Raw genomic sequence first — 22,362 nt, 5'->3', positions numbered from 1 at the left:
CGGCCGGCGGCGCCCAAAGCGCCGTCCGACGACGCGGCTTTGCCGCGGCGCTCTCAACCGGACGAAGAGAATGATCACCGAGACCGCCCCCGCCAAGATCAACCTCGCGCTCCACGTCCGCGCGCGGCGGGCGGACGGCTATCATGAGCTCGAGACGCTGTTCGCCTTCGTCACCGATGGCGACACGGTGACGCTGGAGCCAGGGCCGCTGTCGCTGACGATCACTGGTCCGTTCGGTGCTGGGCTGCGGGCGGAAGACGACAATCTCGTCCTGCGCGCCGCACGCGCCTTTGCACAGCGCTATGGTCTGGACGTAGCCGGTGCCTTCACGCTCGACAAACATCTGCCGGTTGCGTCGGGCATCGGAGGCGGCTCAGCTGACGCTGCCGCGGCGCTGCGCGCGCTCGCTCGGCTGAACGGTATCGCGATCGACGATCCCGCGCTGTTCGATATCGCCGCCACGCTCGGCTCCGACGTGCCGGCGTGCCTGCTCGGTCGCACCGCGCTGGGGCAGGGGCGGGGCGAACGCCTCGCGCCGCTCGACGGGCCGAGCGGGATGCCGGCGCTGCTCGTCAATCCCGGCGTCGCGGTGTCGACGGCTGCCGTCTTCAAGGCGTGGGACGGCGCGGATCGCGGTGCGATGCCGGACGGCGACGTGCTCGCCGTGGCGCTGGCCGCGCGCAACGACCTCGAACCGCCCGCGCGCAAACTCGCGCCCGAGATCGATGCGGTGCTCGACCTGCTCGCGATGCCCGCACCGATCCTCGCGCGAATGTCGGGATCCGGCGCAACCTGCTTCGCACTCTATGCCAGCGCCGCGGACCGCGCCGCGGCGGCCACCCGCATCCGCACCGCGCAACCCGCGTGGTGGTGTCTCGAAACGCGACTCGCGTGACGCCCAGCCGCGCCAATTTGGGACAGTCTCGCCGACCGGATTTGCGAGAAGCCCGGAAATCCGCGACTGGCCCGTCCCTTGCTACGACAGCCAGGAACGGGTCCGTCGCTAACTGCGGTGCGCCCGCCGGTGGTCCACGGCCTTGCCCTGCGCCATCCCCCCGACGGGGCGGCGAGGGAAACCTTGCCGCCCCAATCGCCTTATGACCCCCGCTCACGCCCCGCGCCGCATCGCTGGCACCGACCCAACTATCCTGCTGGTCTGCGATCACGCGTCCAACGCGGTGCCGCCCGGCATCGATCTCGGCATCACTCCCGACAGTCTCACCAAGCATATCGCGATCGACATCGGCACCGCCGCGTTGACCGAGGCGCTGGCGGCGGTGCTAGAGGCGCCGGCCGTGCTCGCGACGGTCTCGCGGCTGGTGATCGATCTCAATCGCCCGACCGATCACCCAGGCTTGATCCCGGTCGAGAGTGACGGCCATCGCATCCCCGGCAACAGCGGTGTCGATCGCGCCGAGCGCATCGCCCGCTTCCATACGCCGTATCACGACGCGCTGGCCGCCACGATCGCAGCGGCGCGGCCGACGCTGATCGCCGCGATCCACAGCTTCACGCCGCAGCTCGAAAGCGGCGCGGGGACGCCGCGCCCATGGGAAATCGGCATCCTCTCGAACGAAGACCGTCGTGCCGCCAAGCTTGCGCTCGACCTGCTCGCCGCGCATGGGCTCGCGCCCGGCGACAACGAACCCTATTCCGGCCGCTTGCTCAACGCGACGCTCGACCGGCACGGCGAGGGCAATGGCATTGCCAGCCTCTCGATCGAGATCCGCAACGACCTGCTTCGCGATGCCGCGGGCGTTCACCGCTGGACGATGATCCTCGCGCCAATCCTGCGCGAGATCAGCAACAGACTTGCGTCGGACGGGCATCTCGCGACATAGGCTTTCGCATGACTCGCACCTTCGACAAATCCAAGCTCCCCAGCCGTCACGTTTCGGTAGGGCCCGAACGCTCCCCGCATCGCAGCTATTATTATGCGATGGGCATTGCCGAGGAGGACATCGCCAAGCCGTTCGTCGCGCTCGCCTCGGCCGGCAACAATTCGGCGCCGTGCAACACCACGCTCGATTCGCAGGCCGATGCCGCGCAGGCGGGCGTGATCGCGGGCGGCGGAATGCCGCGCCGCTTCAACACGATCACCGTCACCGACGGCATCGCGATGGGCCATCAGGGGATGAAGTCCTCGCTCGTCAGCCGCGAAGTGATCGCCGATTCGGTCGAGCTGTCGGTCCGCGGCCACTGCTACGACGCGCTGGTCGGCTTTGCCGGATGCGACAAGTCGCTGCCGGGGATGATGATGGCGATGCTGCGCCTCAATATCCCGAGCATCTTCGTCTATGGCGGCTCGATCCTGCCTGGCCGCTTCCACGACAAGGACGTCACCGTCGTCGACGTGTTCGAGGCGGTCGGCAAATATGCCGCTGGCGGTTGCCCGCTGCAGGAGCTGATCGAACTCGAGAAGGTCGCCTGCCCGGGACACGGCGCATGCGGGGGCCAGTTCACCGCCAACACGATGGCGTGCGTCGGGGAGGCGATCGGCCTTTCGTTGCCCAATTCGAACATGATGCCGGCGCCCTATCGCGGCCGCGACGAGATCGCGATCGCCGCCGGTGACCAGGTAATGGAGCTGATCGCGCGCAACATCCGCCCGCGCGACATCTGCACGCGCGAGGCGTTCGTTAATGCCGCCCGCGTCGTCGCGGCGACCGGCGGCTCGACCAACGCGGCTTTGCACCTGCCGGCCATGGCGAGCGAAGCGGGCATCGCATTCGACCTGTTCGACGTTGCCGAAGCTTTCAAATCAACACCTTATATCGCCGATCTCAAGCCTGGCGGGAAGTATGTCGCCAAGGACATGTACGAGGCCGGCGGCGTCTACATGCTGATGAAGACGATGCTCGCGGGCGGCTTCCTCGACGGCAATTGCCTGACCGTCACCGGCAAGACGCTCGGCGAGAATATCGACGAGGTCACGTGGAACCCCGACCAGAAGGTGATCTACGACGTCAAGGCGCCGCTGTCGACGACGGGCGGCGTGGTCGGCCTGCGCGGGTCGCTCGCCCCCGATGGCGCGATCGTCAAGGTTGCCGGCATGCACCGGCTGCAGTTCACCGGCCCGGCGCGCGTGTTCGATTGCGAGGAAGAGTGCTTCGCAGCGGTCGAGGCACGCCATATCAACGAGGGCGAAGTCATCGTCATCCGCTACGAAGGTCCGCGCGGCGGCCCCGGCATGCGCGAAATGCTGTCGACCACCGCGGCGCTTTACGGCCTCGGCCTCGGCGAGAAGGTCGCGCTGATCACCGACGGACGCTTTTCGGGCGGTACGCGCGGCTTCTGCATCGGCCATGTCGGTCCCGAGGCGGCGGTCGGCGGCCCGATCGCGTTGATCGAGGATGGCGACACGATCCGGATCGACGCCGAGGCCGGCACGATCGACCTCGACGTTCCCGCCGAAACGCTGGCGACGCGCAAGGCGGCGTGGCAGGCGCGCGTCAACGATTACCAGTCGGGCGTGCTGTGGCGCTATTCCCAGACGGTCGGCCCTGCTTATAAGGGCGCCGTAACGCACCCTGGAGCAGCGTCCGAAACTCATGTCTATGCGGATATCTAGCGCGATCTTTCTGACCTCCGTGCTCGCGCTCGGTGCCTGCGGCGAGCAACGCACCGATCATGCGACGCTCGCCAAGGTCGAGGCGGAGCAGCGCCGGCGGCAGGACGACAGCGGCAATATTGTCTGCGCGCAGGCCGGATCGGGCGACTTCGCACGGACGTGCACGGTCGACCGGGCGCAGAGCGACGCCGGACTGGTCCTGACGCTGCGCCACCCCGACGGCGCGTTCCACCGCCTGCTGGTGACCAAGGACGGGCGCGGCGTAATCGCCGCCGATGGGGCCGAGCGCGCCGTGGTACGCGTGATCGACACCGGCGAGATCGAGGTCGCGCTCGGCGGCGATCGCTATCGCCTGCCCGCGACAGTAAAGGGCGGCGTCCAGACCAAAGCCGCGCCCGCGTCGTGATCCCGATCGACGGGCTGCCGATCCTGACGGCGGCGCAGATGCGCGCAGCCGAGGATCGCGCGATCGCGGTGGGATCGAGCGTGGGCGCGCTGATGGACCGCGCCGGCGCTGGCGTGGCGGCAGCGGTGCAGCGGCTCGGTGCTGGCGCGCCGGTGCTGGTCGCCTGCGGACCCGGCAACAATGGCGGCGACGGCTATGTCGCCGCGCGGATGCTGCGCGAGCAGGGGGTCGCGGTGCGGGTAGCGGCGACGGGCGAGCCCAAAAGTCCTGCCGCGATTGCGGCACGCGCCGCGTGGGGCGGGCCAGTCGAGGCTTTGACCGAAGCCGCGCCAGCTTCGATCCTGGTCGATGCGGTGTTCGGCACCGGGCTCACGCGGCGCGTCCAGCCTACGCTCGCCGAGCGTCTGAACGCGCTGAGCCAAGCCGCGTCGCTCTCGATCGCGGTGGATCTGCCGACCGGTGTCGCGACCGATACCGGCGAACTGCTGAGCGATCCGCCACTGCGGGTCGATATCACGCTCGCACTTGGCGCGATCAAACCAGCGCATGTGCTTGCGCCTTATGCAGATTTTTGCGGGACGGTGCGGCTGATCGACATCGGCGTGGCCGCCACGGACCTGGCGCAGGCCACGGTGATCGCCCGGCCACGGCTCGACCGGCCGGGCGCGGCGAGCACCAAATATAGCCGCGGGATGGTCGCCGTCGTCGGCGGCCTGATGCCTGGTGCGGGCGCGCTCGCTGCCGAGGCGGCGATGCGGACGGGGGCGGGCTATGTTCTGCTGCTCGCCGACACGCTGCCATGGGGCAGCCCGCACGCGCTCGTCTGCAAGCCATGGTCGGCCGGGGCGCTCGACGAGCGGCGGATCGGCTGCATCCTGATCGGCCCGGGGCTCGGCCGCGACGCCGCCGCGCGCGCCAAGCTGTCTGCGGCGCTCGCCACCGATCGCCCGCTGGTGATCGACGGCGATGCGCTCCACTTGCTCGACGGCCGTACCTTCCACGACCGCGCTGCCCCGACGATCCTCACCCCACATGGCGGCGAATTCACCGCGATGTTCGGCGAGTGGAGCGGCAGCAAGATCGACGCAGCGCGGGCGGCGGCCGCCACATCGGGCGCGATCACCGTGTTCAAGGGCAGCGACACCGTGATCGCCGCGCCCGACGGCCGGATCGTCGTCGCGCCGAACGGCTCCCCCTGGCTGTCGACCGCCGGCACCGGCGACGTGCTGGCCGGCGCGGTCAACGCGCTTGCCGCCACGCGTACCGATCGCACCGCCGCGCCCGATCTCCTCAGCCATGTCGCCGCGGCGGTCTGGCTCCACGGCGAGGCCGCCCGCCAGCTCGGCAGCGCGTTCGTCGCCGATGATCTCGCGCATCACCTATCCTCCGTAAAGCTTTGGTCATGAACGATTTGATTATCCGCGTCGCCGCGCGTGGCGACGGGATCACCGCCGACGGCCGCCACGCGGCCTACGCCGCCCCGGGCGACACGCTCACCCCCGACAACGTCGTGATCCCCGGGCCGCACCATCAGGAACCGCCCTGCGGCCACTTCCCCGAATGCGGCGGCTGCCAGCTCCAGCATCTCGACGACGAGAGCTATGCCGGCTTCCTCATCGATCGCATCGCCGGCGCGCTCGCTGCGCAGGGGCTGAGCGCGCCGATCCGACCCGCGACGTTGTCGCCGCCGCGCACGCGCCGGCGCGCGACGCTCCATGCCGAGGCGCGCGGTGGCGCGGTGCAGCTCGGTTTCAGCGCGCAGGCGAGCCATGCGATCGTCGATCTGCGCGAATGCTGGATTCTGACGCCGACGCTGATCGCGCTCGTGGCACCGCTGCGCAAGCTGCTCGCCCGCGCGCTGAAGGGCCGCGCGCGCGTCCACCTGACCGAACTCGACCAGGGCATCGACATCCTGATCGAGGGAAGCTTTTCCGAAAGCCTCGCCATCGCCGAGGCGATCACCACGTTCTGCGGCGCGCACGGTGTCGCGCGCCTCGCGCTCGACGACGGGATCGGGCCCGAGACGCGCTGGGAACCCGAGCCGGTGACGATTACGCTCGGCGACGTCGCCGTGCCGTTCCCGTCCGGCAGCTTCCTCCAGGCGACGCGCGAGGGCGAGGCGGCACTGGTCGCGGCGGTGCGCGAAGCGATCGGTGGCGCGCGGATCACCGCCGATCTGTTCGCCGGGCTCGGCACCTTCGCGCTGTCGATGCCGGGCAAGGTCTATGCTGCCGAGGCGGGCCGCGACGCGATCCTCGCGCTCAAGGCCGGCGCGGCGCAGGCCGGCCGCACGGTGTTCGCCGAACATCGCGACCTGTTCCGCCGCCCGCTGACCAGCGCCGAATGCGATCGCTTCGCCGCGATCGTGCTCGATCCGCCGCGGGCAGGGGCGAAGGAACAGATCGCCCAGCTCGCCGCCTCGAAGGTGCCGGTGATCGCCTATGTCTCGTGCAATCCCAGCAGCTTCGCGCGGGATGCGGAGATCCTGTCGAAGGGCGGCTATACGCTCGATTGGGTGCAGCCGGTCGGGCAGTTCCGCTGGTCAACGCATGCCGAGCTGGCCGCGCGGTTCAGCCGTCAGACGTAATCGGCGCGCAGGAAATAGAGGCCGTCGGGCGGCGCGTTGAGGCCGAGCCGCGTGCGATCCTTGGCCTCGAGCGCGGCAGCCATGTCGTCGGGCGACCATTTGCCTTGGCCGACCAGCGACAGGCACCCAACCATCGAGCGCACCTGATGATGCAGGAACGACCGCGCCGAGGCGAACACGCTGATGCGGTCGCCGTCCGCCACCACGTCTAGCCGGTCTAGCGTGCGTACCGGGCTGTCGGCCTGGCAATGCGCCGCGCGAAAGGTGGTGAAGTCATGCCGCCCTACGAGGTGCTGCGCGCCTTGCGCCATCGCGATCGGGTCGAGCGCCGTCGGCACGCGCCAGGCGAGGCCGCGCTCGACCGTCAGCGGCGCCCGCCGGGTGACGATGCGAAATTCGTAATGCCGCTTCACGCAGGAGAAACGCGCGTGCCAGTCGTCGGGGACGATCTCGCAGGCGACGATCGCAACCGGATCGGGCCGCAGCAGCGCGTTGAGCGCCTCCGCTAGCCGGAATGCGGCGATCTCGCGCGTGATATCGACATGCGCGCGCATCCCCAGCGCGTGCACGCCGGCGTCGGTCCGCCCCGCCGCCTGCACCGCCACGGTCTCGCCGGTGACAGAGTGGACTGCGCGTTCGATCGAGGCCTGCACGCTCGCGCCATTGTCCTGCCGCTGCCAGCCGACGAACGGACGGCCGTCATATTCGACCGTCAGCGCGAACCGCGTCAAAGCTGCGTCCCCGCGGGGATCGGGAAGCCGCGCAGCAGCTCGCCCGCGGTCATCGCGCCACGCCCGGCGCGCTGGAGCAGGGTAGGGCGGATCGCGCCGTCGGCGCAGGCGATGGTGAGCCGGTCGTCGAGCACAATGCCGACGCCCCGGCGCAGGCCGGGGCCGCCTGGTTGATCGGATACGCTCTCCTCCGGGCGATCCCGGCCTGCGCCGGGATGACGGTCAAGCTCGGCGCTGAGAACCCGCACGCGCTCGCCGGCGACTTCGAACCACGCCCCCGGCGGATTGAACCCGCGGACCTGCCGTTCGACCGCCGCCGCGCTTTGAGTGAAGTCGAGCCGCGCCTCGGCTTTGTCGATCTTGGCGGCGTAAGTCACGCCGACTTCGGGCTGCGTTTCGGGCGGATAGGCGGCGAGATCGCCCAGCACCTGCACCATCAGACGCGCGCCCATCGCGCTCAGTTCGTCGGTCAGCCCGCCTGCGGTCTTCGCGGCTATCAGCGTCGCATTGCGGAGCAGCACCGGCCCGGTATCGAGCCCGGCCTCCATCTGCATGATGCACACCCCCGTCTCGGCATCACCGGCGAGGATCGCGCGCTGGATCGGCGCGGCGCCGCGCCAGCGCGGGAGCAGCGAGGCGTGGACGTTGAGACAGCCATGTACCGGCGCGTCGAGGACCGCACGCGGCAGGATCAGGCCGTAAGCCGCGACCACCGCCAGATCCGCACCGAAGGCTGCGAACTCGGCCTGCGCGTCGGCATCGCGCAACGTCACCGGTGTCCGCACCGCGATCCCCAGCGCTTCGGCGCGCGCCTGTACGGGAGAGGGGGTGAGCGTCTTGCCGCGCCCGGCACGCCGTGGCGGCTGGCTGTACGACGCGACGACGTCGTGCCCGGCATCGACCAGTGCCTGCAGCACGGGGACGGAGAAATCGGGCGTGCCCATGAAGATGATCCGCATCCCGGCGCTTTGCGATCGGGCGACGGTAAACACAAGTGTCGTCGCCCCCGCGCAGGCCGGACCGTTGGGGGCGACGCGAAGCCGGGGCGACGCGCTAGTGACGAACGCTTCCGCGCGTCCTATCTCATGGCGATGGCCTCTCCCGAAATCGAAGCGCTGACCCAGGCCCTGTCCAAGCTTCCCGGCCTTGGCCCCAGGTCGGCGCGCCGCGCGGTGCTGCACCTGCTCAAGAAGCGCGAGGGCGCGCTGGCGCCGTTGCTTAATGCTTTGATGGCGGTCGAGGAAAACCTCTCAACCTGTTCGATCTGCGGCAATATCGACACGGCGAATCCGTGCGGAGTTTGCGCCGATCCGCGCCGCGATGCGCGCGCGTTGTGCGTGGTCGAGGAAGTTGCCGACCTGTGGGCGCTCGATCGCTCGCGGCTGTTTCCTGGGCGCTTCCATGTGCTCGGCGGGCGGCTGTCGGCGCTCGAGGGGGTTCGCCCGGAGGATCTCGCGATCGAATCACTCGTCCGCCGGATCGCCGATGGCGGCATCGACGAGGTGGTCCTGGCGATGAACGCCACGCTTGAGGGCCAGACCACGGCGCATTACATCGCCGAACGGATCGAACGCTTCCCGATCCGTATCACGCAGTTGGCGCATGGTTTGCCGGTCGGGGGTGAGCTCGATTATCTCGACGAGGGGACCTTGGCGCAGGCACTGCGGGCGCGGCGGCCGGTGGCTTGAAGCCCGCAAAGCGAAGAAAATTTCGTTCACGCGGAGACGCGGAGGAGAAGGCAGAAGAGGGAGTTTCACACGAAGACACGAAGGCACGAAGAGGTTGCGCCCGCCGCGCAGCGGCTCTCTAAATCGCTAGCCGCAGGGCTGCTGTTGCCCAGTGCGCGGGCGGTCATCCCGATAACGCTTCTCCGCGCCTTCGCGTAAACCAAATCTGCTTCTGCTTCGCGCCTTCGTGTCTTCGTGTGAATCAACCCTCCTTCTAAAACTTGACGCGCAGCCCGACCTTTCCTAGCTCGCGGGAATGGCTGTCCTAGAAATCCTTGAAGTCCCGCACCCCGGCCTCCGTGCCGTCGCCAAGCCCGTCGAGACGGTGGACGACGCCGTCAAGAAGATCGTCGCCGACATGTTCGACACGATGTACGACGCACGCGGCATCGGCCTTGCGGCAACGCAGGTCGGCATCGAGCAGCGCATCGTCGTGATTGACCTGCAGGAGCCCGAGTCCGCGGAAGAAGACGCCAAGCCGGTCCGCAAGCCGCTCGTCTACATCAACCCCGAGCTGATCTCGGTCAGCGAGGAAACCTCGTTCTACAACGAGGGCTGCCTGTCGATCCCCGAGCAATATGCCGAGGTCGAGCGCCCAACCGGCTGCCGCGCGCGCTGGCTCGACGAGCAGGGCGCCGCCCACGAGGGCGATTTCGACGGCCTGCTCGCAACCGCGCTGCAGCACGAGATCGACCATCTCAATGGCGTGCTGTTCATCGACCACATCTCGAAGCTCAAGCGCGACATGCTGCTCAAGAAGCTGACGAAGATGCGCAAGGCGGCGTGATCCGGGGGGCCTATCGCGCTTGGTGAGGCCGTGGCGGCCAATATTTCCGCCGATCGGTGAGGGCGTCCGCGCTTGCCGAGGGGCTTGCCGTCACCGACGCCAGGGCGTTTCCGGATCCTTCGTGGGGTCGGTGGATTATCGGAAATCCGTGACTTCGGCGGGCAGGGCGGCTTCGCCCGTCAGCTTCGTAATGAGCCGCTCGAGCAAGTAGACCCGGGATTCGAGGTCGCTCACCTTGCCCGACGCCATCAGCCCACCGATCACAAACCCGGCCGACGCGCCAATGCTGCCCGACACGAATATCGAAATCAGCACGAACATTGGCGAAAACCGTTCCATCGTACGCCCCCTCGTCAGCATAATACCGGGTTCGAGCAACGCCGTACCAAGGAAGCTTCCGCACCGATAGCCGCAAAAAGATTGATGTATTTTATGGTTTACGCAACCCGGGCGGCACGTGTTTTGCGCGCGTCCCGGACGGCGTCGCGCCACAGGGCATCGATCCCCCGCTAGAACAAGCCCTCGATCTCGCCGTTTGCCCCGAACCGGATCCCTTCCGCCGCCGGCACCCTCGGCAGGCCCGGCATCGTCATGATCTCCCCGCAGATCGCCACCACGAAGCCCGCGCCCGCGCTCAACCGTACCTCGCGCACCGGCACGACATGTCCCGTCGGCGCGCCGAGCTTGGCCGGATCGGTCGAGAAGCTGTACTGCGTCTTCGCCATGCACACCGGCAGATGCCCGAACCCCGCCGCCTCGAACCGCGCGAGCTGCGCCAGCACCGACGGCTCGGCGACGGCTTCCTCGGCGCGGTAGATCCGCGTCGCGACGGTGTTGATCTTGTCGAACAGCGAGAGGTCATCGGGATAGAGCGGCGCGAATTGTGACGGCGCGTCGGCCAGCGCGGCAACCTTGTCGGCCAGCGCGATCGCCCCCGCGCCACCCTCGGCCCAATGCGAGCACAGCACCGCCTCGCACCCCTGCGCGGCGGCGATCTCGTGGATTACCGCGACTTCCTCGGGCGTATCGCCATCGAAGCGGTTGATCGCCACCACCACCGGTACGCCGAAAGCCCGCACATTCTCGACATGCCGTGCGAGATTGACGCCACCGCGTCGCACTGCCTCGGCATCGCGCGCGCCGAGATCGGGCTTGGCAACACCCCCGTTCATCTTGAGCGCCCGTACGGTCGCCACGATCACCGCCGCCGCGGGCTTCAACCCGGCCTGGCGGCACTTGATGTCGAAGAACTTCTCCGCGCCCAGATCCGCGCCGAACCCGGCCTCGGTTACGACATAGTCGGCCAGCCCCAGCGCCGCGCGGGTCGCGATCACCGAATTGCAGCCATGCGCGATGTTGGCGAACGGCCCGCCATGGACGAACGCCGGCGTGCCTTCCAAGGTCTGGACGAGGTTGGGCTTGATCGCCTGGGCGAGCAGCACCGCCATGGCGCCATCGGCCTTGAGATCGCGGGCGGTCACCGCCTGCTTGCCCCGCGTATAAGCGACGACGATCCGCCCGAGCCGCGCCTCGAGATCATGCAAATCGGTCGCGAGGCACAGGATCGCCATCACCTCGGAAGCGACGGTGATGTCGAAGCCGCTTTCGCGCGGATAGCCATTGGCCGGGCCGCCGAGCGACTGGGCGATGTCGCGGAGCGCGCGATCGTTCATGTCGAGCACGCGCCGCCAGACGATCCGCCGCACGTCGATGTCGAGTGCATTGCCCCAATGGACATGGTTGTCGATCATCGCCGCGAGCAGATTGTGCGCCGAGGTGATCGCGTGAAAGTCGCCAGTAAAGTGGAGGTTGATGTCCTCCATCGGCACGACCTGCGCATAGCCGCCACCGGTCGCGCCGCCCTTGGTGCCGAAGCACGGCCCGAGCGAAGGCTCGCGCAGCGCGAGCATCGTCCTGCGTCCGGTCCGGTTGAGCGCGTCAGCGAGCCCGACCGACGTCGTCGACTTGCCTTCGCCCGCCGGCGTCGGGTTGATCGCGGTGACGAGGATCAGCTTGCCCTGTGTGGTGGCCGGGAGGGCGGCAAGGTCGATCTTCGCCTTGTGGTGGCCATAGGGCTCGACCGCTTTCGGCGGAATGCCGGCCGCCGCCGCAATGGCGCCGATGGGTTGCAGGGTTGCGGCGCGCGAGATGGCAATGTCGGTGAGCATACCTTGCCCTACCAAATCCCAAGCAAAAGGGCAGGTAGAGAATGATGACGCAGGATTGTGTCGGGGCATTACCGCTCGGTCCGTCGCGCGAGCATTTACCATCCGTCACGCGCGGGCTACTGGTTCGCTCAATGTTCCAGCGAGACCCAAGATGACCGGATTGACGATTGCCCTGCTTGCGATGGCCGCCTTGCTGATCGGGCTGGCGCTGGGCTGGGTGCTTGCCGGGCGCCCGCTCGCCGCCGTCCGCGCCGACGCCGCGGCGCGCGAGGCCGATTTCAAGCGCGCGATCGTCGATCTCGCCAGCGCCGAGGAGCGCGCCCGCGCCGCCGACCAGCTGCGCGCCGAGCTCACCGCGATCCGCAACGAGCGCGATATCGCCCGGCTCGAGAATACCGCGCTTAAAACGCATAGCTCTGCCTTCGAGAGCCGCCTCGCCGAGATGCGCGACGCCGACGAAGCGCGGCTCAAGATGGTACGTGAGACGCACGAGACGCGGATCGCCGAGCTGCTCCACGCCAAGGAGCTGCTCGCGACGCAGTTCGCCGAAGTCTCGAACAAATTGCTCACGGATGCGCAGGATATCTTCCTCAAGCGCGCCGACGAGCGCTTCCGCCAGTCCGAGGAAACGGCGGGCGCCAACCTCAAGTCGATGCTCCAGCCGGTCAGCGACCGCCTGCTGCGCTACGAGGAGGCTGTGACCAAGGTCGAGCTCGATCGCGTCAGCGCGTTCGATCAGCTCAAGGGCCAGATCGAGGGCCTGCGCGTCGGCCAGGAGAAGGTGTCGAGCGAGGCCGCCAAGCTCGTCAATTCGCTGCGCAACGCACCGAAGTCGCGCGGCCGCTGGGGCGAGCAGCAGCTGAAGAATGTGCTCGAAACCTGTGGCTTGTCCGAACATACCGACTTCCAGACTGAAGTCTCGGTCGCGAGCGGCGACGCCGACGAGCGCGCCGGCGGGCGGCTGCGCCCCGACGCGATCGTCAAGGTGCCCGGCGGGCGTGCGCTGGTGATCGACGCCAAGGTGTCGCTCAATGCCTATCAGGACGCATTCGGCGCGGTCGACGAGGAGGAGCGCGCGAAGGGCCTCGCTTTGCACGCTGCGGCGATGCGCGCACACGTCAACGGGCTCGGCAACAAGGCCTATTGGAGCCAGTTCGCCGACGCGCCCGATTACGTCATCATGTTCGTCCCTGGCGAACATTTCCTCTCGGCCGCGCTCGAGCAGGACCCGACCTTGTGGGACTTCGCCTTCGAGAAGCGCGTTCTGCTCGCGACGCCGACCAACCTCATCGCGATCGCGCGGACCGTCGCGGCGGTATGGCGTCAGGAGCGGCTAGCGAAGGAAGCCGCCGAGATCGGCCGGCTCGGCAAGGAAATGCACGACCGCCTCGCCAAGGTGGCCGACGATCTGCGCAAGGTCGGGGCAGGGCTCAACAGCGCGGTCAACAATTTCAACAGCTTCTCCAACTCGTTCAACGGACGCCTGATGGTCACCGGCCGCAAGTTCCGCGACCTCAACATCGAGACCGGCGCGCGCGAGCTGGAGGATGTGTCGCCGGTCGAAGTGCTCGCACGCTATGACGACACGCCGAAATTGCTGCCGCAATCCGAAGAAAGCGTGGCAGACTAATCGTCTAGCGCGAATCGGCTCGGGGGATGGGACATGCGGCGGGACGTTTGGATAGCTGTCGCGATGGCCCTTGCGGCGAGCCCGGCAACCGCCGCGTCCGATGATTCCGCCACGGCACAACGGACCGGTCTCGACGCGGCATCGGCAGCCCTGCTGAAAGGCCAGGCACAGGTCGCGCTCGATACGATCGGCCCGGTGATTGCGGCATTCGAACAGGCGCAGGCCAGCGAAAAGCGCCGCCGCTTCTGCGGCATGACGACCGTCCAGACGCTCGCCTACATGGGGATGGCGGCGAGCGCGAAGCAGGATGCCGTCGCGCTCGGTCCCGACTATTGCGACGCCTTGTTCGTCAAGGGCTATGCACTGGTCGATCTCGGTCGCTTGCCCGAAGCGCGGGCCACCTACGAACGCCTCGTCGAGCTCGCCCCGATGCATGCGCATTTCCTCACCGAGCTCGGCCAATCCTACCGCCCCGAGCGCAATTGGGCCAAGATGCTCGAGCTGTGCGAGCGCGCGTCGGGCTATGCAGATCTTTCCGCGCCCGAGCGGGTGAAGCGTGAGCAAGGGCTGGCGTGGCGCTGCATGGGCTATGCGCTGAGCGAACAGCGCAAGTTCGATGAGGCCGAGGCGCTGTATCGCAAATGCCTCGAGCTCGATCCGAACGACGCCAAGGCCAAGAACGAGTTGCGCTACATCGCCGACCAGCGCCGCACCCCGAGCTAAAGGTCTCCGTTTGCCGGCGTCCAACCCGAGATTGCCTGAAATCCTCTTCCCGTGAAACTGATGTTATCGAAACCCGGAAGCTCGATCGGCGTCAGCCTTAGGTCGAACGCTGCCCCAGCACTTCATACGCCATCACTGCGGTCGCCACCGCGGCGTTGAGGCTGTCGGCCTTGCCGAGCATCGGGATCTTGACCAGCAGGTCGCACTGCGCGGCATAGGCGTCGGGCATGCCCTGCGCTTCGTTGCCGGTCAGCAGGAAAGTCGGCGCTGCATAGCGCGCCGAGCGGTAATCGACCGTGGTGTCGAGGCTCAGGCCGACGAGCTGCCCCGGCCCGCTGCGCAGCCACGGCAAGAATTCATCCCATTCGCACTGCACCACCGGCACGGTGAACAGCGCGCCCATGCTCGCGCGCACCGCCTCGACCGAGAAGGGATCGACGCATTCGCCGATCAGGATCAGCCCGCCCGCACCGACCGCGTCGCCAGTGCGCAGGATCGTGCCGAGATTGCCGGGATCGCGCAGCCGCTCGGCGACCAGCCAGGTGTGTGCGCTGCTCCGGTCGAGAGAGTCGAGCGTCGCGGTGAACTCCGCGAACACGCCGACCACCGCTTGCGGATTGTCCTTGCCCGAGAGCTTGGAGAGAATGTCGGGAACGGTCTCGATCGCCTCGCCGCCACTCGCCTCGACCGCGACGACCAGCGCCTGGACCAGCGGATGCGCGGCGCTGTCGCGCGCGAAGAACAGGAATTGCGGGATCCGCCCGGCCTCGCGTGCCTCGGTCAGGATGCGCAGCCCCTCGGCGAGGAACAGCCCTTCGTCGCGGCGATGACGCTTCTCGCGCAGTGAGCGGACGCGCTTGATCAGCGGGTTGGAATAAGCGGTGATTTCGCGGGGCATCTAATTCCCCTCCCACTTGTGGGAGGGGCTAGGGGAGGGGCTGTCATCGCGCATCGCCGCCACATGCCCTCCCCCAACCCCTCCCGCAAGCGGAAGGGGGGAAGAAGGCGTATCAATCCTCGCCGAACTTCGCCTCGACCAGGTCGCACAGCGCACCAACCGCGACCTCGGCATGGTCGCCCTCGGCCGAGATGATGATCGTGTCGCCCTTCGCCGCGCCGAGCATCATCAGCCCCATGATCGAGGTGCCCGTCACCGATCCGGCGCCGTCCTTCTCGACGAGCAACTCGCACGGCTGAGCCGCCGCCAGCGTGACGAACTTGGCAGACGCACGCGCATGCAGCCCGCGCTTGTTGGTGATCAGCACCGACCGCGTCACAGCCATCAGGCGGCCGCCTCGCCCAGCACTTCGGACGCAACCGAGATATATTTGCGCCCGGCCTCACGCGCCGCGGCGACCGCCTCGACGATCTTCAATTTCTTGCGCGCCGATTCGAGCCGGATCAGCATCGGCAGATTGATCCCGGCGATCACCTCGATCCGCCCACGCTCCATCAGCGAGATGGCGAGGTTCGACGGCGTGCCGCCGAACAGGTCGGTCAGCAGGATGACGCCACGCCCGGTGTCGACGCGCGCGATCGCCTCGGCTATGTCGTTGCGGCGCGCCTCCATGTCGTCTTCGGGACCGATATTGACGGTCGCCACGCCTTCCTGCTTGCCGACGACATGCTCCATCGCAGTGACGAATTCGTCGGCCAGCCGGCCGTGGGTTACGAGAACCAGTCCGATCATCGTTCCACCAAACTCATGCAACAGGCGCCCCATCAGCCATCGTTTCGTCCGGCGTCTCGTCGCGCATGCCCTCCAGCGAGTCCTGGGGAGCGGCGGCGAGATCGCGGTGCGCGACCGTGGGCGAAAATCCTTCGGCGCGCAACCGCGCCGCAACCCGCTCGGTCACATGCACCGAGCGATGTCTCCCTCCAGTACAGCCAAATGCCACCGTGACATAGGATTTCCCCTCGGCGCGGTAGCGTGGCAGCAGCAGCAAGAGCAGCGATTCGATCTGCGCCAGCGCGGCGTCATAGGCCGGATCCTCGGCGATATAGGCCGAGACGTCGGCGTCGAGCCCGGTCCCGGGCCGCAATTCGGGCACCCAGTGCGGATTGCGCAGGAAGCGCATGTCGAACACCAGGTCGGCATTGCGCGGCAGCCCGCGCGCAAAGCCGAACGACGTCACCGACAGCGTCGGCTCGCCCAACCGCTCGCCGAGCTGTTCGCCCGAGAAGGTCGTCCGCACCTGCTGCGCCAGCTCGTTCGCGGTGAGGGTAGTGGTGTCGATCAGCCGATTCGCCCAACCGCGCAAGGGTGCCAGCATTTCGCGTTCGCGCGCGATGCCGTCCGACGCGGGCCGGTCGAGCGCGAGCGGATGGCGGCGGCGCGTCTCGGAATAGCGCCGTTCGAGCTCGCCACCGGCGCAATCGAGGAACAAGGTGCCGATGTCGTAGCCGTGCGCCTCGCGCAATTGCTTGATCCGCGACACGATCCGGTCGGGGTCGAAATCGCGGGTCCGCGCGCCGATGCCGAGCGCGAGCGGCTGCCCCGACCGCTCGACTCCTTCGGGCAGCGGCGCGCTCAATAGCCGGTCGAGCAGCAGCAGCGGGAGATTGTCGACCACCTCCCATCCGAGATCCTCGAGCGTGCGCAGCACGGTCGACTTTCCCGCACCCGACATGCCGGTAACGAGCAGGATATCTTTGGGATCGTGCTTCATCGCGCCTCTCTAGCGTGCGCGAGCGCCAATTCCACCGCGATCGGCGTCGATGCGGCGAATGCATCGAGGGCAACGACCGGAAGAGCGATCCCCGCGATCGCCATGGTCCTATCCTCGGGCGGCATCCGTTCGATCACGCCGTCGAGCCGGATTACGAGCGCGACAGGCATAGCTTCTTTATAGACCATTTCGACGATGCCGAGGCCACGCACCTCGATCTTCCCGGCGATCGTGGCCGGCGGCGCGGCGTAGAGGGTTCCGTCGCGCTCGGTCAGGTCGGTGATGTCGTCGCTCACCAGCACCGCCCCCCGGTCGATCAGGCGCAGCGCGAGGTCCGATTTGCCGCTGCCCGACGCCCCGATCAGCAGCACCGCGACGTCGCCGATCGCGACGGTCGTGGCGTGCAGCCGGGTGCTGCTCACGATCGGACCCCGGTCGGCAGCCGCACGACGAAGCGCGCACCACGCGCTCCGTCGTCGCGCGCGGTGGCGACGATCGCGCCCTGATGCGCCTCGACGATCGTCCGGGCGATCGCGAGGCCGAGGCCAGAATGCTTGCCGAACGCCTCGCCCTCGGGGCGCAGCGACTGGAAACGCTGGAACACCTGTTCGCGCGCGTCCTCGGGCACCCCCGGCCCAAGATCCTCGACCGCGATCGTCACGACCTCCTGCTCGCGCGAGCCGGAAATCCCGATCAAGCCGTCGTCGGGCGAGAAAGAGACCGCATTCTCGATGACATTTTCGAACACGCGCTCGAGCCGCGCGCCCTCGCCGAGCACGACCAGCGGCTCCGCGCTCGGCTGGACGAAGCGCAAGCGGATGCCCCGTTCGATCCCGCGCGCCTCGCGGCTCGCGATCAGCGCGGTCAGCATCGCGCCGAGATCGACCGGCTCGAACTTGGCGCGGCTGAGCTGCGCGTCGAGCCGCGATGCCTCGGCAATGTCGGTGATCAGCCGGTCGAGCCGGTGCACATCGTCGCGCACAATCGCCAGCAACCTCTCCTGCAACGCCGGGTCCTTGACCATCGCCAGTCCCTCGACCGCCGAGCGCAGCGAGGCGAGCGGGTTCTTCATCTCGTGCGTCACATCGGCGGCGAACGCCTCGATCGCGTCGATCCGCGCGCGCAAGGCGAGGCTCATGTCGGACAGCGCGCGCGCCAGCATCCCGATCTCGTCGCGCCGCTCGGGCAGGCGCGGCACGACGACTTCACGCGCGCGGCCCAATCGGACGCGCACCGCCGACCAGGCAAGCCGCCGCAGCGGGCGCACGATCGTGCGGGCGAGGAACAGCGACAGCAGCACCGAGACGATCGCCACGACGAACAGCACGATGCTCAGGCGAAAGCGCTCGACGCGCACCGTCTGGGTGATGTCGCGTGCGTTGTAGGTGGTCAGCACCACGCTGCCGCCGGGCATCGGCGAGGCCGCGGTGATCACGGGCGTGCGATCGGGCGCGCGCCACACCGTCGCGGCGACGGTCGGCGCCGAGCGCACCGTGCGCACATCGGGCCAGGCCAGGCCGTTGCTGCGTTCGCGATACAGCGGCGCGCGCGGCGTGCCGACGACCGTGTCGATCCCGGCATCGAGGAAGCGCGCCGCGCCCTGGCTCCAATCCTGCTTGTCGGGATCCTGCAGCACGAAGTTGCGAAGCCCAAGCGCGCGCGTGTCGATGATCAGCCTGGCATCGGCATCGTAGATTCGCACCCAGCTGCCCATGTCGCGGGCGAGCTTGACCGCGAGATCGGGGCGCTGCGCGGTCGGCACCGCGACCACCGCCTCCGCGATCAGCCGCGCCTCGCGAATCGACTGCGTGACGCGCCCGTCGACGATCCGGCTGCGATACGAATCGAGATAGAAGAAACCACCCGCCAGCATCGCCAGCGCGAAGACGTTGACGAACAGGATGCGCGGGGTGAGCGAAACGCGCGCCGACCAGCGCAGCGAGAGCGCGCGGGCATCGTCGTCGCCCGCCGCGACCTGCGCCGCACGCGGGTCGACGAACGGCTCAATCTTCGGAAAAACGATAGCCCGCTCCATAGAGAGTCTCGATCGCGTCGAACTCGGGGTCGACCTGCCGGAACTTGCGCCGCACGCGCTTGATATGGCTGTCGATCGTGCGGTCGTCGACATAGATGTCGTCGTGATAGGCGGCATCCATCAGCTGGTTGCGCGTCTTGACGATGCCGGGCCGCTGCGCGAGCGTTTCGAGGATAAGGAATTCGGTAACGGTCAGCACGACCGTCTCGCCGCCCCAGGTGACGCGGTGTCGCGCGGTGTCCATCCCCAGACGTCCGCGTACCAGCGAACTCTCGGGCGTCGCCTCGTCGCCGCTGCCACCGCCCTGCGACAGGTCGGCGCGCCGCAGGATCGCGCGGATCCGGGCGATCAGCAGCCGCTGCGAGAAGGGCTTGGCGATATAGTCGTCGGCCCCCATCGCGAGCCCGAGCGCCTCGTCGAGCTCGTCATCCTTCGAGGTGAGGAAGATGACCGGGATCATGCTCTTCTCGCGCAACCGGCGCAGCAGCTCGAGCCCGTCCATCCGCGGCATCTTGATGTCGAGGATCGCGATGTCGGGCGGATTGTCGATCAGCGCCTTCAGCGCGGTCTCGCCATCGGAATAGAGCCGCGTGACGAAGCCTTCGGCCTGCAACGCGATCGATACCGATGTGAGGATGTTGCGGTCGTCATCGACCAGCGCGATCGTTGCCGTCATCGGCGGGGGCATTCCTTCATCATTTCGCAGGCGGCTTAATCCATTAGGCGGTCAGCCTCAATGGAAGCTGAACGGAGCGATTTGACCGGCGTGCGACGCCTCGATATGCGCGGAAGCAAGAGATGCGAGGTCAAATGGCCCGCGCGGGACAATTAGGAGACCCACCAGTGAGCGATCGTATTCCGACCAACGGCCTTGAGTCGCAGGGCATCGAAACCCGCGCTAGCCTCCACTGGAACCTCGTCACCGCCCGGCTGATCCAGTCGGCGATCGCCCGCGGCGAGGGCAAATTGTCCGCCGACGGTCCGCTGGTGGTCGAGACCGGCGCGCACACCGGCCGCTCGGCGCAGGACAAGTTCATCGTCCGCGATGCCGAGACCGAGAGCACCGTCTGGTGGGGCAAGAGCAACAAGGCGATGAGCCCGGAGCATTTCGCTGTCCTCAAAGCTGATTTCCTGTCCGCGTTGCGGGACAAGGAAGATCTCTTCATCCAGGACCTGTTCGGCGGCTCGCAGCCCGAGCACCGCGTCAACGTCCGCGTGATCAACGAGCTGGCGTGGCACAACAGCTTCATCCGCACGATGCTCGTCCGCCCCGAAGAGAGCGAGCTGCGCGGTTTCGTCCCCGACTACACGATCATCGACCTGCCGAGCTTCCGCGCCTCGCCCGAGCGCCACGGCTGCCGCAGCGAGACCGTGATCGCGGTCAACTTTACCGACAAGCTGATCCTGATCGGCGGCACGCGCTATGCCGGCGAGATGAAGAAGTCGGTGTTCAGCCTGCTCAACTATCTCTTGCCCCCGACCGGCGTGATGCCGATGCACTGCTCCGCTAACATGGGCCCCGACGGCGACACCGCGGTGTTCTTCGGCCTGTCGGGCACCGGCAAGACGACGCTCAGCGCCGACGCCAGCCGCACGCTGATCGGCGATGACGAGCATGGCTGGTCCGACACCGCCGTGTTCAATTTCGAGGGCGGTTGCTACGCCAAGATGATCCGCCTTTCGGCCGATGCCGAGCCGGAGATTTTCGCGACGACCAAGCGCTTCGGCACGATCCTCGAGAATGTCGTGATGGACGCCGTGACGCGCCAGCTCGACCTCGACGACGCCAGCCTCGCAGAGAATAGCCGCGGCGCCTATCCGATCGACTTCATCCCTAATGCGTCTGAAAAGAACATGGGGCCGGTGCCGCGCAACATCGTGATGCTGACCGCCGACGCGTACGGCATCCTGCCGCCGATCGCCAAGCTCACCCCCGAACAGGCGATGTATCACTTCCTCTCGGGCTATACCGCACGCGTCGCCGGCACCGAGATCGGCGTGACCGAGCCCGACGCGACCTTCTCGACCTGCTTCGGCGCGCCGTTCATGGCGCGGCACCCGTCGGTCTACGGCAATCTGCTCAAGAGCCGGATCGCCAAGGGCGGGGTCGATTGCTGGCTGGTCAACACCGGCTGGACCGGCGGCAAATATGGCACGGGCAGCCGCATGCCGATCAAGGCGACGCGCGCCTTGCTCAATGCAGCCCTCGACGGCAGCCTCAACACGGCCGAGTTCCGCACCGATCCGAACTTCGGCTTCAAGGTTCCCGTCGCGGTGCCCGGCGTCGACAGCGCGATCCTCGATCCGCGGGAAACCTGGGCGGACAAGGACGCCTATGACGCGACCGCAGCCAGGCTCGTCGATCTGTTCGTGGAAAACTTCGCGCAATTCGCCGAGCATGTCGACGAAGGCGTGCGACAATCCGCGCCGAAAGTCAGCGTCCCCGCCTGACCGCCCGATTCCCGGATCGGGCCCTGTTGGAGCCCGATCCGATGACCGATGTACCCTTGCGCCCCTTCCCCGATAACGCCGCGATCCGGCGCGTGGGGGAGGGGCTCCTCGACCGCAGCCTGCCGCGCCCCGACTGGACGCACGAGGCGCATCTCGCCGCGACGCTCTGGCTCGCCCGCGACCGGCCCGACATCGAGCTGGACGCGCAGATCGCGACGATCATCTCGCTCTACAACGCAGCCGTCGGCGGGGTGAATGACGACAGCCAGGGCTATCACGACACGATCACGCGCGCCTATCTCGCCGGCATCCGTGCGCATCTCGCTACGCGCGACCCGGCCGAACCACTCGTCGCCAGCGTCAACGCGCTGCTCGCCAGCCCGGCGGGCCAGCGCGACTGGACGCTGCGCTTCTACAGCCGCGCGCGGCTCTTTTCGGTCGCGGCGCGGCGCGCTTTCGTCGCACCCGATCTCGCGCCGCTGCCGGGGGCGTGATACGCTCGGCTTCTCGCCAATTGACGATCAAGGATGCACCCATGGGAATGCTCGACGGCCTGCTCGGCCAAGTCACCCAAAACGTCGACATGAAGAACCTCGCCGAGAAGATCGGCCTGACCCCAGAGCAGATCGAATCGGCGGTCGCCGCGCTCGGCCAGGCGCATGCCGCACCCGGCGACACCGTCGCGACCGCCGCCGAGACCACCGGCCTGCCGACCGACACGCTCCAGCAGATCCTCGCGCATCTCGGCGGAGAGGGCGCGCTTGCCGGCTTTGCGAGCCAGCTCGCCGAACAGGGCGGGGTGCTCGGCCAGCTCGGTGGCCTGGCCGAGGGTTTCTTCGGGAAGAAATGAGCCGTCCGGATCGGTCGCAGCGCTCCG

24 protein-coding genes are annotated in these 22,362 nt (G+C 67.9%); 13 read left to right on the top strand and 11 right to left on the bottom strand.

From position 1 onward, the window contains the following. Nucleotides 1-70 precede the first annotated feature (70 nt). The 6 genes from U1872_RS03360 to U1872_RS03335 all read left to right on the top strand — a co-directional run bounded on the left by U1872_RS03360 (nucleotide 71) and on the right by U1872_RS03335 (nucleotide 6,564). A complete protein-coding gene (locus U1872_RS03360) occupies nucleotides 71-895 on the top strand; it encodes a 4-(cytidine 5'-diphospho)-2-C-methyl-D-erythritol kinase (RefSeq protein ID WP_332791441.1) in 825 nt (274 codons plus the stop codon). Nucleotides 896-1,097: 202 nt separating this feature from the next. Then, a complete protein-coding gene (locus tag U1872_RS03355; protein WP_332791440.1) occupies nucleotides 1,098-1,841 on the top strand; it encodes an N-formylglutamate amidohydrolase in 744 nt (247 codons plus the stop codon). An 8-nt stretch (nucleotides 1,842-1,849) separates the two neighbouring features. Continuing rightward, complete coding sequence (gene ilvD / locus U1872_RS03350; protein WP_332791439.1) at nucleotides 1,850-3,571, top strand: dihydroxy-acid dehydratase; 1,722 nt, start codon at nucleotides 1,850-1,852, stop codon at nucleotides 3,569-3,571. Beyond that, on the top strand, nucleotides 3,558-3,977 hold the full coding sequence (locus U1872_RS03345; protein WP_443025307.1) for a hypothetical protein: 420 nt from the start codon (nucleotides 3,558-3,560) through the stop codon (nucleotides 3,975-3,977). Before ilvD ends, U1872_RS03345 begins: the two co-directional genes overlap by 14 nt. Further along, complete coding sequence (locus tag U1872_RS03340; RefSeq protein WP_332791437.1) at nucleotides 3,974-5,383, top strand: NAD(P)H-hydrate dehydratase; 1,410 nt, start codon at nucleotides 3,974-3,976, stop codon at nucleotides 5,381-5,383. The genes U1872_RS03345 and U1872_RS03340 overlap by 4 nt, the downstream gene beginning before the upstream one ends. Further along, entirely contained in the window at nucleotides 5,380-6,564 is a 1,185-nt protein-coding gene (locus tag U1872_RS03335; protein WP_332791436.1) for a class I SAM-dependent RNA methyltransferase, read from the top strand. Before U1872_RS03340 ends, U1872_RS03335 begins: the two co-directional genes overlap by 4 nt. Here the strand turns inward: U1872_RS03335 and truA are convergent. Beyond that, nucleotides 6,555-7,295: a tRNA pseudouridine(38-40) synthase TruA gene (truA, locus tag U1872_RS03330; RefSeq protein ID WP_332791435.1), complete on the bottom strand. Its 741-nt coding sequence runs from the start codon at nucleotides 7,293-7,295 to the stop codon at nucleotides 6,555-6,557. The genes U1872_RS03335 and truA overlap by 10 nt on opposite strands. After that, entirely contained in the window at nucleotides 7,292-8,254 is a 963-nt protein-coding gene (gene fmt / locus U1872_RS03325) for a methionyl-tRNA formyltransferase (RefSeq protein ID WP_332791434.1), read from the bottom strand. The genes truA and fmt overlap by 4 nt, the downstream gene beginning before the upstream one ends. Nucleotides 8,255-8,386: 132 nt before the next feature. Between fmt and recR the strand changes: the two genes are divergently transcribed. After that, a complete protein-coding gene (gene recR, locus U1872_RS03320; RefSeq protein ID WP_332791818.1) occupies nucleotides 8,387-8,983 on the top strand; it encodes a recombination mediator RecR in 597 nt (198 codons plus the stop codon). Nucleotides 8,984-9,278: 295 nt separating this feature from the next. Next, a complete protein-coding gene (gene def, locus U1872_RS03315; protein WP_332791433.1) occupies nucleotides 9,279-9,809 on the top strand; it encodes a peptide deformylase in 531 nt (176 codons plus the stop codon). Nucleotides 9,810-9,944: 135 nt separating this feature from the next. Here def and U1872_RS03310 read toward each other — a convergent pair whose 3' ends face one another. Further along, nucleotides 9,945-10,130, bottom strand: a complete 186-nt coding sequence (locus U1872_RS03310; RefSeq protein WP_332791432.1) for a hypothetical protein — start codon at nucleotides 10,128-10,130, stop codon at nucleotides 9,945-9,947. Between the two features lie 188 nt (nucleotides 10,131-10,318). Then, on the bottom strand, nucleotides 10,319-11,977 hold the full coding sequence (locus tag U1872_RS03305; RefSeq protein WP_332791431.1) for a formate--tetrahydrofolate ligase: 1,659 nt from the start codon (nucleotides 11,975-11,977) through the stop codon (nucleotides 10,319-10,321). A 151-nt stretch (nucleotides 11,978-12,128) separates the two neighbouring features. Here U1872_RS03305 and U1872_RS03300 point away from each other — a divergent pair, with 151 nt between their 5' ends. After that, entirely contained in the window at nucleotides 12,129-13,607 is a 1,479-nt protein-coding gene (locus U1872_RS03300; RefSeq protein ID WP_332791430.1) for a DNA recombination protein RmuC, read from the top strand. 63 nt (nucleotides 13,608-13,670) lie between these two features. Then, nucleotides 13,671-14,330 carry a tetratricopeptide repeat protein gene (locus tag U1872_RS03295; RefSeq protein WP_332791429.1) on the top strand — a complete coding sequence of 220 codons (660 nt, stop codon included), beginning with the start codon at nucleotides 13,671-13,673 and terminating at the stop codon, nucleotides 14,328-14,330. A 97-nt stretch (nucleotides 14,331-14,427) separates the two neighbouring features. Here the strand turns inward: U1872_RS03295 and U1872_RS03290 are convergent, their stop codons facing one another. The 7 genes from U1872_RS03290 to U1872_RS03260 all read right to left on the bottom strand — a co-directional run bounded on the left by U1872_RS03290 (nucleotide 14,428) and on the right by U1872_RS03260 (nucleotide 19,710). Next, nucleotides 14,428-15,228, bottom strand: coding sequence for a TrmH family RNA methyltransferase (locus U1872_RS03290; protein ID WP_332791428.1), 801 nt, complete (start codon nucleotides 15,226-15,228; stop codon nucleotides 14,428-14,430). A 112-nt stretch (nucleotides 15,229-15,340) separates the two neighbouring features. Next, nucleotides 15,341-15,613: an HPr family phosphocarrier protein gene (locus U1872_RS03285; RefSeq protein WP_332791427.1), complete on the bottom strand. Its 273-nt coding sequence runs from the start codon at nucleotides 15,611-15,613 to the stop codon at nucleotides 15,341-15,343. After that, nucleotides 15,613-16,020 carry a PTS sugar transporter subunit IIA gene (locus U1872_RS03280; protein WP_332791817.1) on the bottom strand — a complete coding sequence of 136 codons (408 nt, stop codon included), beginning with the start codon at nucleotides 16,018-16,020 and terminating at the stop codon, nucleotides 15,613-15,615. The genes U1872_RS03285 and U1872_RS03280 overlap by 1 nt, the downstream gene beginning before the upstream one ends. 13 nt (nucleotides 16,021-16,033) lie before the next feature. Beyond that, nucleotides 16,034-16,999, bottom strand: coding sequence for an RNase adapter RapZ (rapZ, locus tag U1872_RS03275; protein WP_332791426.1), 966 nt, complete (start codon nucleotides 16,997-16,999; stop codon nucleotides 16,034-16,036). Next, nucleotides 16,996-17,421, bottom strand: coding sequence for an HPr kinase/phosphorylase (locus U1872_RS03270; protein ID WP_332791425.1), 426 nt, complete (start codon nucleotides 17,419-17,421; stop codon nucleotides 16,996-16,998). The genes rapZ and U1872_RS03270 overlap by 4 nt, the downstream gene beginning before the upstream one ends. Beyond that, nucleotides 17,418-19,034: a sensor histidine kinase gene (locus U1872_RS03265; RefSeq protein ID WP_332791424.1), complete on the bottom strand. Its 1,617-nt coding sequence runs from the start codon at nucleotides 19,032-19,034 to the stop codon at nucleotides 17,418-17,420. Before U1872_RS03265 ends, U1872_RS03270 begins: the two co-directional genes overlap by 4 nt. Further along, a complete protein-coding gene (locus U1872_RS03260; RefSeq protein ID WP_332791423.1) occupies nucleotides 19,003-19,710 on the bottom strand; it encodes a response regulator in 708 nt (235 codons plus the stop codon). Before U1872_RS03260 ends, U1872_RS03265 begins: the two co-directional genes overlap by 32 nt. Before the next feature lie 167 nt (nucleotides 19,711-19,877). On the opposite strand from U1872_RS03260, the gene U1872_RS03255 reads away from it, so the two are divergent. The 3 genes from U1872_RS03255 to U1872_RS03245 are packed head-to-tail and all read left to right on the top strand — an operon-like array spanning nucleotide 19,878 to nucleotide 22,335. Then, complete coding sequence (locus U1872_RS03255; protein ID WP_332791422.1) at nucleotides 19,878-21,485, top strand: phosphoenolpyruvate carboxykinase; 1,608 nt, start codon at nucleotides 19,878-19,880, stop codon at nucleotides 21,483-21,485. A 41-nt stretch (nucleotides 21,486-21,526) separates the two neighbouring features. Further along, complete coding sequence (locus U1872_RS03250; protein ID WP_332791421.1) at nucleotides 21,527-21,979, top strand: hypothetical protein; 453 nt, start codon at nucleotides 21,527-21,529, stop codon at nucleotides 21,977-21,979. Between the two features lie 41 nt (nucleotides 21,980-22,020). Further along, nucleotides 22,021-22,335, top strand: a complete 315-nt coding sequence (locus tag U1872_RS03245) for a hypothetical protein (protein WP_332791420.1) — start codon at nucleotides 22,021-22,023, stop codon at nucleotides 22,333-22,335. Nucleotides 22,336-22,362 lie beyond the last annotated feature (27 nt).

Source organism: Parasphingomonas frigoris, from assembly GCF_036663815.1.
GTDB lineage: Bacteria > Pseudomonadota > Alphaproteobacteria > Sphingomonadales > Sphingomonadaceae > Sphingomonas.
The sequence above is the reverse complement of the archived record's forward strand: the minus strand, read 5'-3'. Positions and strand labels throughout refer to the sequence as shown.